Annotated in this window: 14 protein-coding genes; 8 read left to right on the top strand and 6 right to left on the bottom strand. The window is 41.2% G+C overall.

Annotation, left to right across the window (positions count from 1 at the left end; translation table 11 throughout):
• Positions 1-74: 74 nt before the first annotated feature.
• Positions 75-884, bottom strand: coding sequence for a sulfite exporter TauE/SafE family protein (locus tag DC077_RS03125; protein WP_109200945.1), 810 nt, complete (start codon positions 882-884; stop codon positions 75-77).
• Between the two features lie 1,117 nt (positions 885-2,001).
• Between DC077_RS03125 and aspS the strand changes: the two genes are divergently transcribed.
• Entirely contained in the window at positions 2,002-3,786 is a 1,785-nt protein-coding gene (gene aspS, locus DC077_RS03120) for an aspartate--tRNA ligase (RefSeq protein ID WP_109200946.1), read from the top strand.
• A 319-nt stretch (positions 3,787-4,105) separates the two neighbouring features.
• Here aspS and DC077_RS11030 read toward each other — a convergent pair whose 3' ends face one another.
• From DC077_RS11030 to DC077_RS03105, 3 genes are read right to left on the bottom strand one after another with little or no spacing between them, the layout of a single operon-like run.
• Positions 4,106-4,330, bottom strand: a complete 225-nt coding sequence (locus DC077_RS11030; protein ID WP_239990284.1) for a hypothetical protein — start codon at positions 4,328-4,330, stop codon at positions 4,106-4,108.
• Position 4,331: 1 nt separating this feature from the next.
• A complete protein-coding gene (gene cydB / locus DC077_RS03110) occupies positions 4,332-5,393 on the bottom strand; it encodes a cytochrome d ubiquinol oxidase subunit II (RefSeq protein ID WP_109200947.1) in 1,062 nt (353 codons plus the stop codon).
• Positions 5,394-5,403: 10 nt separating this feature from the next.
• On the bottom strand, positions 5,404-6,762 hold the full coding sequence (locus DC077_RS03105) for a cytochrome ubiquinol oxidase subunit I (protein WP_109200948.1): 1,359 nt from the start codon (positions 6,760-6,762) through the stop codon (positions 5,404-5,406).
• A gap of 611 nt (positions 6,763-7,373) precedes the next feature.
• On the opposite strand from DC077_RS03105, the gene DC077_RS03100 reads away from it, so the two are divergent.
• The 6 genes from DC077_RS03100 (at position 7,374) to DC077_RS03075 (ending at position 13,438) form a co-directional block, all read left to right on the top strand.
• Positions 7,374-8,270, top strand: a complete 897-nt coding sequence (locus DC077_RS03100) for a LysR family transcriptional regulator (protein WP_109200949.1) — start codon at positions 7,374-7,376, stop codon at positions 8,268-8,270.
• Positions 8,271-8,494: 224 nt separating this feature from the next.
• Positions 8,495-8,839 (top strand): iron-sulfur cluster insertion protein ErpA, encoded by a 345-nt coding sequence (gene erpA, locus DC077_RS03095; protein ID WP_133243396.1) that lies wholly within the window; start codon positions 8,495-8,497, stop codon positions 8,837-8,839.
• A 580-nt stretch (positions 8,840-9,419) separates the two neighbouring features.
• A complete protein-coding gene (locus DC077_RS03090; protein WP_109200950.1) occupies positions 9,420-10,340 on the top strand; it encodes an SPFH domain-containing protein in 921 nt (306 codons plus the stop codon).
• Positions 10,337-10,789 (top strand): NfeD family protein, encoded by a 453-nt coding sequence (locus DC077_RS03085; protein ID WP_109200951.1) that lies wholly within the window; start codon positions 10,337-10,339, stop codon positions 10,787-10,789. The genes DC077_RS03090 and DC077_RS03085 overlap by 4 nt, the downstream gene beginning before the upstream one ends.
• Before the next feature lie 13 nt (positions 10,790-10,802).
• Positions 10,803-11,972 (top strand): DUF2868 domain-containing protein, encoded by a 1,170-nt coding sequence (locus DC077_RS03080; protein ID WP_109200952.1) that lies wholly within the window; start codon positions 10,803-10,805, stop codon positions 11,970-11,972.
• A 59-nt stretch (positions 11,973-12,031) separates the two neighbouring features.
• The gene (locus DC077_RS03075; protein WP_162297632.1) at positions 12,032-13,438 is read left to right on the top strand and encodes a GTPase/DUF3482 domain-containing protein; all 1,407 of its coding nucleotides are present in this window, start codon (positions 12,032-12,034) and stop codon (positions 13,436-13,438) included.
• A 97-nt stretch (positions 13,439-13,535) separates the two neighbouring features.
• On the opposite strand, the gene DC077_RS03070 is transcribed toward DC077_RS03075, so the two are convergent.
• Positions 13,536-15,431: a bifunctional 2',3'-cyclic-nucleotide 2'-phosphodiesterase/3'-nucleotidase gene (locus DC077_RS03070; protein ID WP_109200954.1), complete on the bottom strand. Its 1,896-nt coding sequence runs from the start codon at positions 15,429-15,431 to the stop codon at positions 13,536-13,538.
• Positions 15,432-15,440: 9 nt separating this feature from the next.
• Positions 15,441-16,526, bottom strand: a complete 1,086-nt coding sequence (prfA, locus tag DC077_RS03065; protein ID WP_109200955.1) for a peptide chain release factor 1 — start codon at positions 16,524-16,526, stop codon at positions 15,441-15,443.
• Between the two features lie 92 nt (positions 16,527-16,618).
• Here prfA and DC077_RS03060 point away from each other — a divergent pair, with 92 nt between their 5' ends.
• Positions 16,619-16,921, top strand: a complete 303-nt coding sequence (locus DC077_RS03060; RefSeq protein WP_109200956.1) for an FtsB family cell division protein — start codon at positions 16,619-16,621, stop codon at positions 16,919-16,921.
• Positions 16,922-17,357 lie beyond the last annotated feature (436 nt).

The raw sequence follows: 17,357 nt of genomic DNA, 5'->3' as shown, positions 1-17,357 counted from the left end.
CTGATTATACAAAAAAAGCAGGAGCTTGGCTCCTGCTTCTCATCTTCTGCACAATAACTTCTAAAATAGAGACTCTATGAGACAAAGTTATTGTAGATAAAGATCACCAATATAATGGATAAAAACCCGGCTAATATTTGGCGAATACGTTTCACGGGTAAAACATAGACCAATTTTGCGCCGATAGGTGCAAAGATAACACTGGTAATTGAAAGCCCTATCACTGCCGGATAGTAGACAAATCCTAAAGAGGATTCCGGAACACCTTCAACGCCCATCCCATTAAAAATGGCATTCCCTGCACCTGCGGCAGCCATAATCATTCCAACGGCAGAGGAGGAGGCGATTGCATTTTTCATCTTATAACCGATCTTACTTAAGACAGGCACAATCATCACACCACCGCCAATCCCAACAAAACTAGAGACAAAACCGATCACACCCCCAACTAATACAAAGAGCGGTTTAGCAAAGTGTGAGACACTCTCCGCCTCCTTCTTAGATGCGGTGCGCAACATGTTATAAATAGTGTAAGCTAAGAAGATACAGAAGAGCAGTTGTAAAATAAGATCATTCATCATTGTCACAACAAGACTACCGATCGAGACACCAATCATTGCGCCAATACCTAGTAGGAAAACAACGCCCCACATCACCGATCCTCTTCTTTGATGAGCAATAACTGAAGAGAGACTCGTAATTCCTACAACAGCAAAAGAGGTTCCTAAAGCAACCTTCATTATCAATTCAGGATCCATGCCGATAGAGACTAAAAAGAAGACTAAAGTCGGCACCACTACCGTCCCGCCTCCAACGCCCAACAATCCTGAAATAAGACCAATAATACAACCTAAAAACAGAAATATTAATAACTCAATACCCATCCCATCCTCTCTTACCTGATATTATCGCTTGCAATAATCGCCCATCAACTCGCGGCACTACCTCGTTCACTTTCTATCTCCTAATGAACAGTAGAAACGGATCGATTAACAATCGTCTATTAAAAAATATGACAAAACGTGACCAAATATAGCGCATCCATAAAGCATCTGTAACCATATATAACCACGCACAATACAATATATAATAATATATTATATATTGTATATGGATTCCTAATTATTATCAGCGGCAGCCATTTTGCCATAAGAGATCAACAATACCACACCTCACAGGGATCCTACCGCTTTTCCCCTCCCTATTTTTCTCATAGCTCTTTTGAGAGAATTCACCCCTAAAAGTAGAAATAGAAATATTGATAAAATTCAAATAGTTAGATAAAACTATTTTTCTAAAGCGATTAAAAAAGAACTTAATGTTTGCTTTTTCCAACTAGAATTGATACTCATAAAGGTGTCGGCTTAATAAAATTTTGTGCTTAGATTGATAAAAAATATCAATAATAGATCACCACAATCTGGGCACATTCAAAGGAGGACTAGGCTAAAGAGAGAAAATACTCTCACGGCTTAGTAGGTATGGTGAAGTAGCATCGAGTCTCACAATAAGAAGAAAAACAAGAGACCAGATAGGCTTATAGATCTAGGAACCTACGTTTGTCAGGCGTAGGTTCCTAGATTACTGTTCAAGATGGCTCTGCGGTAAATTCATCTAATTTACACGGGGGCACATCTTGAAATCGGTAGCGGCAGGCGTTGAGTCCCGTTTTAGACCCCTCCCCTGCAATTGATCGAAGACCAATTCAGAACATTCAACATCAATTCTTCAATCAATATTCTTCAATCATTCATTTAGATCGCTCCTCATAATGCATCTTCATGATGCGTTACACGTAGCAGAGATCCTTGAAACTCACTATAAAACTCAATGTGAAATTCGATATGGAGTTCAATACGATCTTCTCCTGAAATCTTCCCTAAAATCCCCTATAATTGTATAATTTGGTATTTCATTTCCAGTGCGAAATGGTGCGTGCTCTATCATCATCGAAAGAGAAAACTCCACCATTTAATATATTTGATATTTAAGGACTCAATTATGCGATCACACTACTGCGGACTCGTCAACGAGGCGCTTCTCGATAAAACGGTTACCCTCTCTGGCTGGGTACATCGTCGCCGCGACCATGGCGGAATTATTTTCGTAGATCTTCGGGATAGAGAAGGAATCGTGCAAGTGGTTATCGACCCGGCACATCTCACCACTCCTTTTGAAGAAGCAGAAAAGATTCGAAATGAATTTGTTATCAAGATTGAGGGTGAAGTTATTGCTCGTCCTGATGGAATGGTCAATCCTAATATTGTTTCAGGGAAAATCGAAGTTATTGCAAAGCGTTTAGAGATACTCAACAGCGCAGCGCCTCTTCCTTTCCAACTTGGAGATGATAAAACATCTGAAGAGGTTCGCCTTAAATATCGTTACCTCGATCTGCGCGATACACGCATGCATCAAAACATCATGCTTCGCTCAAAAGTAACACGCTATATTCGTAAAGCGCTTGATGAGCAAGGCTTTCTCGATATTGAGACCCCATTTTTAACAAAAGCAACGCCGGAAGGCGCTCGTGACTATGTGGTCCCTTCTCGCGTCCATCATGGTGAGTTTTTTGCGCTACCACAGAGTCCACAACTCTTTAAGCAGCTCTTAATGGTGAGCGGTTTTGATCGCTACTATCAGATCGTTCGCTGCTTCCGTGATGAAGATCTTCGCGCTGATCGTCAGCCTGAATTTACGCAGGTGGATATTGAGACCTCATTCCTCTCCTCTGATCAAATTATGGATATTGCCGAGAAGATGATTCGTGATGTCTTTAAAGAGTCTATCGATGTCGACCTCGGTGATAACTTCCCTCGTATGACTTGGCATGAGGCGATGGCACGTTTCGGTTCTGATAAGCCTGACCTTCGTATCCCGCTTGAATTCACGGATGTCACTGAGTTGATGAAAGGGTGTGAATTTAAGGTCTTTAAGGATGCTGCAAACCGTGAAAATGGTCGCGTAGTTGCGCTTAATATCCCTAATGTTTCCGATCAATTTACTCGTCGTCATATCGATGAGTATACAGAGTTTGTCGGTCGTTACGGTGCGAAAGGCCTTGCCTATATCCGTGTCAATGATCTATCTGCAGGTCGTGAGGGATTACAATCTCCGATCGTTAAGTTCTTAGATGATGCAACTCTAACTGCTCTACTTGAAGCAACTGCGGCAAAAAATAATGACATCATCTTCTTTGGTGCGGATAAAGCAACTATCGTCAATGATGCAATTGGTGCGCTCCGTGTGAAGATCGGTAAAGATCTCAATCTCTTAACCACTAAATGGGCACCTATGTGGGTTGTTGATTTCCCGATGTTTGAATATGATGAAGATGCAAAACGCTATGTTGCCGTGCATCACCCCTTCACAACACCCAAAACAGGTATCGACTCCCTTAGTGACCCAGCAAATGCTATTGCAAATGCTTATGACTTAGTCCTCAATGGAACAGAGCTTGGCGGCGGATCGATCCGAATCTTCAAACATGATGTACAGATGAAGGTCTTTGAACTTCTCGGTATCGATAAAGCTGAAGCTGAAGAGAAATTTGGCTTCCTGCTTGATGCACTTAAATATGGTGCACCACCTCATGGAGGAATCGCATTTGGACTCGATCGCTTAGTGATGTTAATGGCAGAAGCGAGCTCAATCCGTGATGTAATCGCTTTCCCGAAAACACAATCAGCTGCATGCCTCTTAACGGATGCCCCGGCCCATATTAGCCAAGCACAATTAGATGAGCTTGCTATTGCTGTTGTTGAAGGTGAGAAAGAGACACAAAAATAATCATCTACCAGTCGTTAATCCACCGATTAACGATCACAGTACGATAACAATATGGTAATAATTGCATAACGTATTGTGACCGATAAGCAATAAACCCCTATAAGAGCGATCTGTAGACTCCTCTTGTAGGGGCTTTTCATATTGACTAAATTCTTTTCGATCCACCGCTTTTTAGCTTTTTTATAATTTATAGTTTATGAAATCTGAGATGTGAGTTTTGAGTTTAGGGCGATGTTTTATCCCTTATATTTAGATCTCAGTAATAAAAAAATCCCCTAAGGAGGATTTATCCTTAGGGGCAAATTGTCGGTTTTATCTTCTAGGGGGATGCATATAAACCGACAAGGGACATTACTACTTTTACTAATTTCACAAAGAGATAGAGAGAGATAACACCACCGAGCCATAAGCCTATCATCCAAATAAGCTGTGACTTCAATGATCTTTTAGGACCGCGCCCCGACTGAGATTGATCTTGCTTGTTATTTACAGCTAATTGCTGCTCATCTACCGCTTTTTTGAGTGTTTCTCTTCCCTGTTTCATCTTAATAACCCTCTCCTTGCACTTTTCCTCTAAAGACATAGTAGATATAACCTGTATAGAGTAGAACGAGCGGAATAAAGATCAGCGCCCCGACTAATGAGAAGGTTAAAGTTGATTCTGGCGCAGCTGCCGTAAAGATCGTGACCTGAAAAGGTACAATATAGGGAAGCAAGAAGCCCACTAACGCGCCAGCACCTAATACCGCCATCAATAGAGAATAGACAAATGGTTGCCAATGCGTATTAGAATTCCTAATAGAGCGCATCAAAATAGCCGCAACAATTATGGCAACCAGATAGAGTCCACCAAAGAGATAGACCTTCCAGAGATTCTCTGCCATAAAGAGTTGCTCTTGCCAAATCATCACCGTCCAAGCCAGAATAATTGTCGCTAAAAGGAAAAAGAGTAGCGCAATTTTACGGGTTAAATGACGAATATGTGTCTGTAGCTCCCCTTCTGTCTTCTTAATCGCCCAAGTTGAACCTAACAGCGCATAGAAAGCTGTTAAACCTAAACCAGAAACAATGGAGAAAGGAGAGAGCCAAGCCCAAATTCCACCAGCCATTACAAGGTCTAACGCCCCTTTTGAGACATATCCTTCAGGTGCATTGATTGCATCTGCTGCAGGCATAAAGTCAAATCCTTGCACCAAAGCACCTGCAATAACACCTTGGAAGAAAGCGGCAAAGAGCGAACCTAAGAAGAATGCATTATTCCAGAAGTTTCGACGATTTTCTGAGACTCGTCCTCGGAACTCAAAAGAGACCCCTCTAAAGATAAGCGCCATCAGAAGAAGAATAACGGGAATATAGAATCCTGAAAGTACGACAGAATAAGCAATGGGAAAGATCCCAAAAAGCGCAGCACCGCCCAAAATAAGCCAGGTCTCATTACCATCCCAAACCGGGCCGATACTATTCATGAGCGTGGTGCGATCCTCTTCCCGCTTCACAAAGGGGTAGAGCATTCCCACCCCTAAATCAAAGCCATCTAGAACGACATAGATCGCAACACCTAAAAGGATAATGCCTGTCCAGATGATAACTAACATATTGTAATCCATGATAGACTCCTTACTGCTCAGCTACAGCGACATCAGAACTTTGAGGTCCTCTGCGCAAAATACGGAAAAGGATCGTCACTCCAAATAAGAAGACTACGAGGTAAGCAATCACAAAGAGCGCTAATGACACCGTTAAATCTCCTGCGGTATGTATAAAAGAGTGTCCCTCAGTAACGCGCATAATGTTATAGACCAACCAAGGCTGACGACCAATCTCTGTGACAAACCAACCGGCTAAGACTGAGATCAAACCACTTGGTCCCATCCAGAGTGCAAAACGGAGTAACCCTTTCTTCTCACCCAAGGTCTTCTTATGTCTCTGCCAAACACCCCAAATCCCTAAGATAACCATTAAGAATCCTAATCCTACCATTACGCGGAAGGACCAGAAGACCCAACCAACAGGAGGAATATCTTCTTTCGGGAATGCTTTTAAGTTCGCAACTTTACCATCAAGTGTATGCGTTAAGATTAAACTTGCTGCATAGGGAATCTCGATCGAGAAGTAATTTTTCTGCTCCTCTTGATTAGGAATTGCAAAGAGAATAAAGCCCGTTCCTTCCCCCTCTGGCGTTGCATCCCAATGTCCCTCAATTGCTGCTAATTTAGTAGGCTGATGATCCCGTACATTAAGGCCATGGATATCACCAATAACTACTTGGAAAATTGAGACAAAGAAGAGTGTTACCAAAGACATACTCAACATCTTCTTAACCGCCGCATTGCGATGCCCACGCAAGAGGTGCCAAGCTGCTGTTCCTGAGATAATCAACGTTGCCGTTAAAAGTGCTGCTGTCAACATATGCACCATGCGGATCGGCAAAGAAGCACTGAAAAGAATCGCAAGCCAATCTTTCACCACAACAACACCATCCACAATCTCAATCGCACCCGACTCAAGCGAAGGGGGGGTCTGCATAAAGCTGTTAGAGACTAAAATCCAATACGCAGAGAATGTTGTTCCTAATGCAACCATTGCTGTTGCAAAAAAGTGCATCTTCGGACCAACTCGATCTCGACCAAAGAGCATAATCCCCAAAAATCCTGCTTCTAAGAAGAAGGCGGTAATGACCTCATAGATCAGCAGCGGCCCCGTCACAGAACCCGAGAACTTCGAAAACTCACTCCAGTTAGAACCAAACTGGAAGGCCATCACCACACCGGAGACAACCCCCATAGCAAAGGCAACGGCGAAAAATTTTACCCAAAAATTATAAATATCCATATAGACTGGTTTTTTAGTCTTTAACCAGAGTCCTTCTAGCACAACGAGCCACATACCGAGCCCTATTGTTATTGCCGGAAAGATAATATGGAATGAGACTGTAAACGCAAATTGGATCCGCGCTAACAAAATTGCACTCATCATATCTACTCCACAAACATGAGATCTAATCACTTGTAACGTAGCAATTACGACAAAACTACATAATTACTACGATTACAAACCTATACCTTTTTGCTTCTCCTTAAATTAGGGCAAATAGCATGAGTTCAATGTTATCAAATCTTATATTTTATAAATAATACCTTTATTGTGAGTATGATATACTTTTTTGTTATAGATAGATCGATCTAATATTTTGATAGCAATAAAAAATAGCCCCATAAATACAAAGCCCTATAAATAGGGTAAGATCATAGATAGAGAACTGAATAAGTAATAAGGGCGCTTACTAATAGAGTGCCAAATATTTCCCTTATAGCTTCATTTCATCCTCTTCTAAGATCGTTCGATCATGCCTAACAAAACCTATTTGTTGCAATAACTCAACTAACAACAACTAACAACAACTAACTGCAGCAATTAACAAAACAATTAACCGAACAATAAGTCATTATAAAAGCAAATATCCTAGGCGATGGTGTTTAAGAGAGGAGTCTCCCTTCAGGGGAAGCTATAAGTGATAGTAAGGCAAAGAAAAAGGGAAATAGTAAAACTGGAAAAAGTAGTAAAATAGGGAATATAGAGGGAATAATATGGAAAATAGACAACTACACTACTTCGTGACAGTCGCGGAATTAGGCAGTGTCGCGGCAGCTTCAAGAACACTACATATTGCCCAGCCAGCAATTACTCGACAGATTAAAAATCTTGAGGAGAGTGTCGGCGTAACGCTCTTTGAGCGACACGCAAGAGGAATGGTCTTAACCTCTGCTGGTAGAAAGTTTTATCAAGATGCGATCAATATTCTCAACGCTATTGAACGGGCAAAATCTCAAGCAATTAAAGCAGATCAAGGTGATATCGGCTATCTAAAAATAGGCATTACCCCACAACATATTTGGCTGACTGAAGTACAACAACATCTCAGCGAGTTCCGGAAACACAACCCCGAAATCTCTCTTAATATCTGTACTATGCACTCACGAAAACAGATTATGGCGCTGCGCAATGGCGAGCTTGATGCCGGCTTTATGTTTATTCGCCCACAAGATGATAATGACTTTTTAGGTCGTTTTCTCTATAAAGAGTCGATGTTATTAGCGATTAACAAAAATTCAGCCTTTGCTGATCATCCTCCTAAAAAGATCGACGAACTACGCACCGAACCTTTTATCTGGTCTCCTGAAAATCAGGCCTTCGACCTCTATAAAATGATTATCGATGAGTTAAGGCGCCACGACTTTACGCCCAAAATTGATCATGAGGGCTGTGATTATAATTCGATGTTAAGCCTTGTCTCCGCGGGTCGAGGCTATACCTTTGTTCCTGCAGTTGCAAAGTATCTAAAGGTCTATAATGTTGTGATGCATTCACTGCCAGAACTTGATGTAACCTTTGACCTCGAACTCGTTTGGCGCCGAGATAACATCAATCCGAGCCTTCCGCACTTTATTAAAAACTATAACCATCAAATGCGTCGCTTAACCTAGTGGGCGTCCCCCCTCTCCTCAAAAATTTCTGTATTCGATAAAGAATCATTAAACAAGAAGCACTCTTGCCGTAAATGTAATGTCGAAGAAGTGATACCAAAGAACCCTTATGGCAAGAGAGGGAAATCACTGCTTCTCTACGCTTAAATCTCAAAAGTGTTCTCACTCTACTTTTGAATCTGCGGTATAATAAAGCAGAAATTTATTGATTTAAGGAGAAAGGGATGTCGATGATTGAAGATACAGGAATTAACTTCACAGATTCCGCAGCACTTAAAGTAAAAAGCTTAATCGAAGATGAAGGTGATCCAACACTTAAACTTCGTGTCTATATCCAAGGTGGTGGCTGCTCTGGCTTCCAATATGGTTTTGCTTTTGCTAATGAAGTGGAAGAGGGTGATGTTGAAGTCGTTAACCAGGATGTAGTTCTCTTAATTGATCCACTAAGTTACCAATATCTAGTGGGAGCTGAAATCGATTATGTAAATGATCTACAAGGGGAGCAATTCGTTATCCGTAACCCTAACGCAACAACAACTTGTGGTTGTGGCAACTCATTTAGTGCATAATCCACCCTATTAAGAGTATTAATAAGAGTTTTTTATTAAGTAAAGAATGAAGAAGACACCTATCTAACAATCATCATTAGATAGGTGTTTTTCTATCTATGGACCAATAGAAGTGTTCGATAGGATCTTTTGAAAATTTTTAAAATAACTGTCAATGATAAAAATATAATGATAACAATTAGTTATATCAATATATTATAAAGAATAGCTATATCAGTTCGTTATCGCAATTGATGGTCAAGAATCTCTCATGACACAAGCGACAATTGTAATCACTAATAATTACTCATTGAGATGGCAATTTATCTATAATGATCATGTCTTATCATTAATTAATGATTCTACTTATACTTTTATTCTTTATTAGCGCAGATCTGATCTGATTATGTTCTATTAGAATACATTCAAATATACATTTGTACTTTACATTCATATCGATATTGAATATTGATATTGAATATTAATATTTAGTTACACTTATCCATATTGAGTGACATTGAGTTTCATTTAATATCACACGCTTCCCTCAAGCTTAACAGCTGATGGAAGAGCAATATGACCACTACCTAATGAGTTTACTATGACAACGACTGCAATTTTAGTTTTAATTATTGCCATTATCGCCATTCTCCTAATCTTTTTAGGGATCAAAATGGTGCCTCAAGGCTATGAATATACAATTGAGCGCTTTGGTCGCTATCGAAAAACTATTACTCCAGGAATCTCCTTTATTGTGCCAATCTTTGATCGTATCGGCCGTAAAATTAATATGATGGAGAGTGTTACAGATGTCCCCTCACAAGCAGTCATCACAAAAGATAATGCGATGGTTCGTGTCGATGGAGTTGTCTTCTTCCAAATCAATGATGCCGCACGCGCAGCCTATGCCGTTAATAATCTAGGCTCCGCAATCTTAAATCTCACAATGACCAATATCAGAACAGTGATGGGATCGATGGATCTTGATGAGCTCTTATCTAAGCGAGATGAGATCAATGCAAGTCTTTTAGCGGTTGTCGATCATGCAACTGAACCTTGGGGTGTTAAAGTTACTCGAATTGAGATCAAAGATATTGAACCGCCTCGCGATCTTGTTGATTCCATGGCTAAGCAGATGAAGGCTGAGCGAGAAAAACGAGCGGCAATTTTAGAAGCTCAAGGGATCAGAGAAGCGGAAATCCTCCGTTCAGAAGGGGAGAAACAATCGGCAATTTTAGCAGCGGAAGGTAAAAAACAAGCAGCAATCTTAGAGGCAGAAGCACGTGAACGCCTAGCGGAAGCGGAGGCAAATGCAACCCTGATGGTTTCTCAAGCCATTCGAGAGGGAGATGTCCAAGCGATTAATTACTTTGTCGCCCAAAAATATGTGGAAGCATTTGGTAAAATCGCAGAGAGTAAAAATGATAAGATTATTATGATGCCGATGGAGTCTTCAGGCATTGTTGGCTCTATTGCGGGTATTGCGGAACTTGTTAAATCTGCCCAGAAGGACTCTAAATGATTGCACTCTTTTCAGATATTAACCCAATGATGCTCTGGCTCATTGCCGGGGCATTACTGATTCTACTGGAGATCATACTACCTGGCGTCTATCTCTTTTGGATCGGAATCGCCGCATTAATGGTTGGCGGTGTATTGAGTGTTATTGATCTATCCGTAACGCTACAAATCCTACTTTTTGCTATTTTTGCACTTCTTGCTGTCATTGTCGGTGTTAAGACCTATAAAGGGAAGGAGATTAAGAGCACCCAACTCAACCAAATCAGAGGCTCTGAGTTTATCGGTCGAGTGATGACAATCGATAAAGCCGTGGTGAATGGTCAAGGTCGCATTGCCCTAGGGGACTCTACTTGGTTTATCGAAGGGGAAGATCTTCCTGCAGGAAGCCAAATTAAGATCAAGGCCGTTCGGGGTAATACTCTACTCTATGAAGTAATTCAACGAGCATAAATGAGGAGATAACGTGCAACACCAAGATCATTTCAAATCTGATCAACTCCTCTCAAAAGGAGCGATTCTACTATTCTCTCTACTGGTGATCTTTATCACCGCTAGTGGCAGTAACGCTCTTTTAACCTCTCCCATTCACCCTATTGCTCTCGTCTTGGGAATCCTGCTGCCCTCCTATCTCTTTCTCCTCTTTGCACTCGTAAGGCGACACTCACTCTTTACCGATCTTCTACTATTGCTACAAAAGGGATGGACAAAAATAGAGAAACCCCTTCGAAAGGGTCTCTCATCTTCCCCAAAAGAGCAAGGAAAGTGGCAAGGAGAACTGCAAGAGAAATTTAAAGAACCCGACCCTAAGCAGCTAATCTATCTTACCAAAGTTGTAATGCATGGTGCCTGGATTCTGGTTTTTGCGACCCTTCTTGTCACGCTATTTTTTCAGTTTACTCTCAAACAGTACTCTTTTAACCTCTTTAGCACCCTCTTTCCTGATCGAAGTGATCTCTACTTCCTTATTATCCAATTTTTCAATTTTCTCCCCGATCTTATCTCGGGAGAATTGATCTCGCTGGAAATAGTAGAACATAGCCTCAATCTTCCTCCGACAGCGATTGAGAATGCCGCATGGGCTCGCTGGATCTTAGTGATGATTGCGCTCTATGGTTTAATTCCTCGCATTTTCTTCTTTCTCTTTGCGCAACGGCGTTACCGCAACTACCTCAAAGCGGAACAGAAAGTGCAAGAGAACCGGCTTCACTTAGGAAAAGAACAAGTGATCGACCCTGCAAAATCAGCCCCTAAGAGTGTACGTTCACCAAAGCTTATACGCCATGGAGAGGGGAGAAAAGTGATCGCTCTCGATTACGCGGGCCCTCTCCCTCAAGCAGGTCGAGAACCTGACGATAATGTGGAGATTATCAATAGTCGTGCTGATTTTCAAAAGCTCTCAACACTCTTAGAAACAAAGCCACTTGCGCATCTTACGATCTACATCGATACTCAATTAACCCCTGATAGAAGCTTACTACGTCGAATCTATACAGTGATGAACTTAGCATTAAGTGCTGACATTATCTTAGTTACGCATCAAAATAGTCAGCGGGAAGAGGAGTGGCAAAAAAAATTGCAGGCTAATCTTTTTCAAGGGGAATCGATTCTACTCTTCCCCTACCCTTCAACATAGAAGGATCTGTAAAATAAGTAGGTTAAACCGGAATCTAAATGGAGCAAAATAGGGTTATTATGGGGCTAAAAACTTTAAAGATCGCTATTGTGGGTCATACAAATACAGGGAAGACCTCCTTGATCAGAACAATTACCCGAGAAAGAAACTTTGGTGAAGTTCGAGATGAAGCTTCAACAACGATCGATGTAGCAGAAATAAAGAGAGCCTCCCAAGAGCTCACCTTCACCTATGTTGACACCCCAGGTATTGAAGATGCGATGGGGGTTCTCGATCTTTTAGAAGAGAGATATCCATCCCGCTCTCGCCTTGAAGAGTCAACAAACCTACTTAAATTTGCACAAGACCAAGCGGTTGAAGCAATTTTTGATCAAGAGGTTAAAGTCATTAAGCAGCTCTTTGTTGCGGATCTTATCTGTTATGTTATCGATTGTCGTCTCCCCTTCTTACCTAAGTTTGATGATGAGTTAACACTGATAGAGAAGACCCATAAGCCCATTCTCCCCATCCTCAACTTTATTCAAGGTGAACATCTTACCGATTGGAAGCAACATCTTAAAGCTCATGGCATTCATCACTATTTAGAATTTGATACGATTATGCCCCCGCAAAAACGTCGATTCTATGAGCAGATTGCCATTATGTTTCCAGAGTATTATGCGGAAATTATGGCTTATAACGATCTCGAAGAGCTAGCTGATCAACAACGCTTAAATCAAGCAATGCAGATAGTGGCGAATTTCTATCTCAATTTAATGACGTTACAACTCAAAGAGAAGCAGAATGCCGCTGCTGAAAAGGTGATGAAACGGCTCAATCAGATGATTGAAAAATTAGAAAAGCGAGCCTTTGAAGCCCTGCTCTCACTCTACCAATTTAATCGAGATGACATTGCCTATTTTCAATTAGCCGTTGAGGGTTCTCAATATGAACAAGATCTCTTTACAAGTGATAACCTCATCGATTTCTCAATGCAATTTGGAAAAGGTGCGGGAATTGGTGCCGGCCTCTTTGCTGGTGTTGATGCTTTAGCGGGCTTTACCACTCTCGGCGCCGCTACCGCTACTGGAGCAATATTAGGAGGACTGACGGCCTCTTTCAAACATTACGGCACCTCTTTACTCGATCATCTCAATAATCTAGAGACCTACTGCATCAATGATACTGCGATAGATCTTCTTGTTTCAAGAATGCTCTATGTTGTCGGACTACTCAATGGGAGAAGTCACGCGGAGCTTAATCCGATCTATCTCCAAGAGATTAAAAATAGTGATAAACGAGCCCTCAATCACTTTATTACTGAAAATAGATATCTCCGCGCTTATCCCCAATATTTTGAAAAAGAGGGACCAATGATCAATAGTAAACGGCAAAAACTTCTCTCTGAATTGAGTAAAAAACTAAAAGAACTCTATCTAAAGAGCATCAAAGAGAGACCCTCTCACAACACAGCAGATAGGAATTGATCCAAATAGGCATCAAGTCGATATCAAATGGATGCCAAATCAGATAAATAGATTAAATATTTATAAATATTTAAAAAAGAGAAGAAAAGAGGGATGATTAACTAAAATCTAATTGATAAAGTGCAAACTTTTCAGGATCTTCCCCAACTTTAACAATAGGATATTGAGCGGTTTCTAAGATGATCGATTCTGATACTGAGCTATTAGCTGACTCAATAAGCAGCTTTCGTCCTTGTAATGCCGAACGGTCAAGGCCCCAATTTCTATCAGGATTAAGGCTTAACATCTCAGCGCCCTTCTCCATGACATAAGCTAAAATTACCTCAGGGATCTCTTTCATCGTGCTACAGATCATATTCCCCTTACCTGCACCAGGAAAACGGTCAACAAGCGCTCTATAACTATTGGTCGCAAGATAGAATCGATCTTCGGGCAAGATAGGTTTACCTTGATAAGCTAAGTTCATGATCCGCTCACTATGATGATCCATTATTGTTAAATCAGGTGCATAGCGAGGGGGGGGTGTAGGATCTATCTGATAGGTAATTCCTTTAATAACATCAAAGTTATAAGGGCGATATTTTGCCCAATTGATAAGATGTTGCGCCTCATCTGCCGGCAGAATCTGATGGTAGATACTCGCGCAGCACTCTAGCCACTCTTTAAGATTTTCTCCAGAAATTTCCAATACTACCAAATAGTTAGGGTAAACATAGAGATCCGCAATATCTTTAAAAGAGAGCTTTCCAGGCGCTATTTCGGTAAAATAAGTTGGATCATCTTTACGGCTTCCCACCTTAAAGAGCGGAACCGCGGAGAGAAGAGGAAGATCTTCACTATAGGGGAGATCTGCAAGTAACTTCTCAGCGGCATATTTCTGTGCATCAGCAACAATCTGAATACAGTTATCATCCTGAATTAGAGAGAGATAACTATAAAAGCCACTATCAGTATGACCAACAGGAACATTCATCGTCTCTCGAATCATCTCATGAGCGCTTTCGATGCTCTGCCAATAGCGAGGATTGATCGACCGGCCGGGCGCTAAATAGTGATCCACACCTCTCAAGCTCCCCTTGCCTCCCTCACAGTGCCATTTATCATCGATTTTCACTAACTCAAGATCAATAACACCTAACCATTTAGCCCACGAACCGGGCATTACTGTCGGGGTTCCACATATTGTGCCGGCGTCAACATCAAAGCCCAATTCAGAAAGTTCACGATAACTCTCTGAGGGAAAACGGCGATGCTGATGCCCTGTAATTAGAAGATCAACACCTTCAATTTGGGCAATATAGTAGCCGCTATTTTCCATCTCCTCTTCAAAGGGGCGTTTCGAGAGTCCTGTATGCGCTAAAACAACCACTAAATCAGCACCGGATGCTTTTAATTTTGCAACTTCCCGTTTAACCGCAGAGTAAGCATCATGAGTGATTAGACGATCATTGGCAATAGCATATTCATCAAGATGAGTTTTATCCCAAGTCATAATCTGGGGAGGCAAAATACCGGTCACACCAATATTTAATGCCACCTCTACCCCGCCTTCACTCTTAAAAACTCTCTTTAAAATAATAGAAGGAGGTAAGAAAGGGATGCCATCTTCTGTCTCGATATTAGCATTAACATAAGGAAAATCTGCTTGTGCTATCACCTCAAGCAAATAGGGGACACCAAAGTTAAATTCATGATTTCCAAGCGTTGCGGCATCATAACCTATTGCATTCATTAATGAGTAGGCAGGATGCCCATTTGCAACGGCATAATCACGCAAATAATCGGACATAGGAGATCCTTGTAGCAGATCTCCATTATCAAAGAGCAAGGTATTACAGTTCTCACTTCGGGCGTCTTCAATCATATTCGCAAGACTAATCAGCCCCAAGCGATCGACAACTTGATCCTTATAGTAATCAAAGTTTGTATAAAAACCATGGATATCAGTTGTTGCGAGAACTCGTAACTTTAACCTATCACTCACCTGTTTCATAAAATATTGCTACTCATCCCCTATTGCAGCTAATAGACCTGCTTGGTTCTCTTGAATTAAGGGTTCAATAATCTGATCTAGATCGCCGTTGACAATCTCATCAAGTTTATAGAGCGTTAAATTGATTCGATGATCTGTAATTCGTCCTTGAGGATAGTTGTAAGTACGAATCCGCTCTGAACGGTCACCGGATCCAACTAAACTACGGCGAGTTTCACTCATCTCTTTCTGCTCACGTTCACGTTCAGCCTCTAAAAGTCGGGATCCAAGAAGACTCATCGCCTTCGCCTTATTCTTATGCTGTGAACGTTCATCCTGACACTCAACCACAACGCCGGTTGGTAAATGCGTAATACGAATCGCTGAATCTGTTACGTTAACGTGCTGTCCACCGGCACCTGATGAACGGAATGTATCGATTTTAAGATCTGCAGGATTAATCTCAATCATCTCTGTTTCAGGAATTTCTGGCAAAATAGCCACGGTAGCAGCTGAAGTATGAACTCGACCTTGGGATTCTGTCTCAGGAACTCGTTGAACACGGTGTGCTCCCGATTCAAACTTAAGACGAGAATAAGCACCCTGCCCCTCAATACGAGCAATCACCTCCTTATACCCACCATGCTCTCCATGATGTTCACTAATTAACTCCACACGCCATCCACGCTCTTCTGCATAACGCATATACATGCGAAGCAGATCACCGGCAAAAATTGCAGCTTCATCACCACCTGTCCCGGCACGAACCTCAAGGAAGATATTACTATCATCATATGGGTCTGTTGGTAATAATAAGATACTGAGTGACTTCTCTAATCGCTCTTTCTCAGCCTCTAATAAGGGAAGCTCCTCTTTTGCCAACTCCTTCATCTCACTGTCGGAGCCATCAAAGATCTCTTTAACATCTTGCAATGCAGCTTCATTACGCTTCCACTCATTAAACTCTGCAACAACAGGGTCTAAGTGAGCATATTCTTGTGATAATTCCCTAAACTTATTATTATCACTAATTACTTCTGGATCCGATAGAAGATGAGACACCTCTTCTAATCGTTCCGCCAATTCATCTAACTTTATAATTATACTGTCTTTCATAAGTACTTATGCGCTATAATAGTGGATTAAAACATCTATCTGCCATTATCTCAAATCTAGAGGCTTTCGTATACATTGCGAGTTAATCAATTATGAAACTAATGCACCTACTATTTCTAATATTAGCTCTCGTATTAGGGTTACTTATTAAGCAACTCTGGTTCGATACAGATTCTGGACCACAACAGATCGGAGAATTGCAAGTAAAATTAGAGGCATTAAAAGAGCAGAATAAGAAGTTACATAATCAGAATAATCATGCTCGCCAAATTATTAATGGCATTAAACATAACTACTCTGCAAGAGAGGAGTTAGCAAGAAAGCACTTAGGGCTAATTAAAGAGGATGAGACATTTTTTCATGTCATCCCATCTGACGACTCATCAAAAAAATAGATCTATCTACTAAGGTGATCAACCGGGCCGTGGAAAATCAAATCTCGTGCCCGCAATGAGCAATCTCTCAATCACTAAACCTTAAAACGATTCATCCCCATATATTTACCATGCTTATTGCTTATTGCTTATTGCTTATTGCTTATTGATAATAAGAACAGCTGATGCGTTGCCGAGTTTTATGATTGTGATCTTTTAACGATCCCGTGCAGGCAAGCTTTTATTGATCACTTGCCTGCAAATGTGTGATAACTCTACGACTTAAAATTGATCTTCAATATCAATAGATCTACCCACTAAGACAATCAACGGAGCCGCGGGAGCCTACTATTTCATTCTTATCACTATTGAATGCCCGCGGAATGGCATCTTTGGTGCCGGCTTCATGTCTACTATTCTATCTATACCTTTGCCTACTACTCTAGACCTACTCGCA

The sequence above is a fragment of the Ignatzschineria cameli genome (assembly GCF_003121895.1).
Taxonomy (GTDB): Bacteria; Pseudomonadota; Gammaproteobacteria; order Cardiobacteriales; family Wohlfahrtiimonadaceae; genus Ignatzschineria; species Ignatzschineria cameli.
The sequence above is the reverse complement of the archived record's forward strand: the minus strand, read 5'-3'. Positions and strand labels throughout refer to the sequence as shown.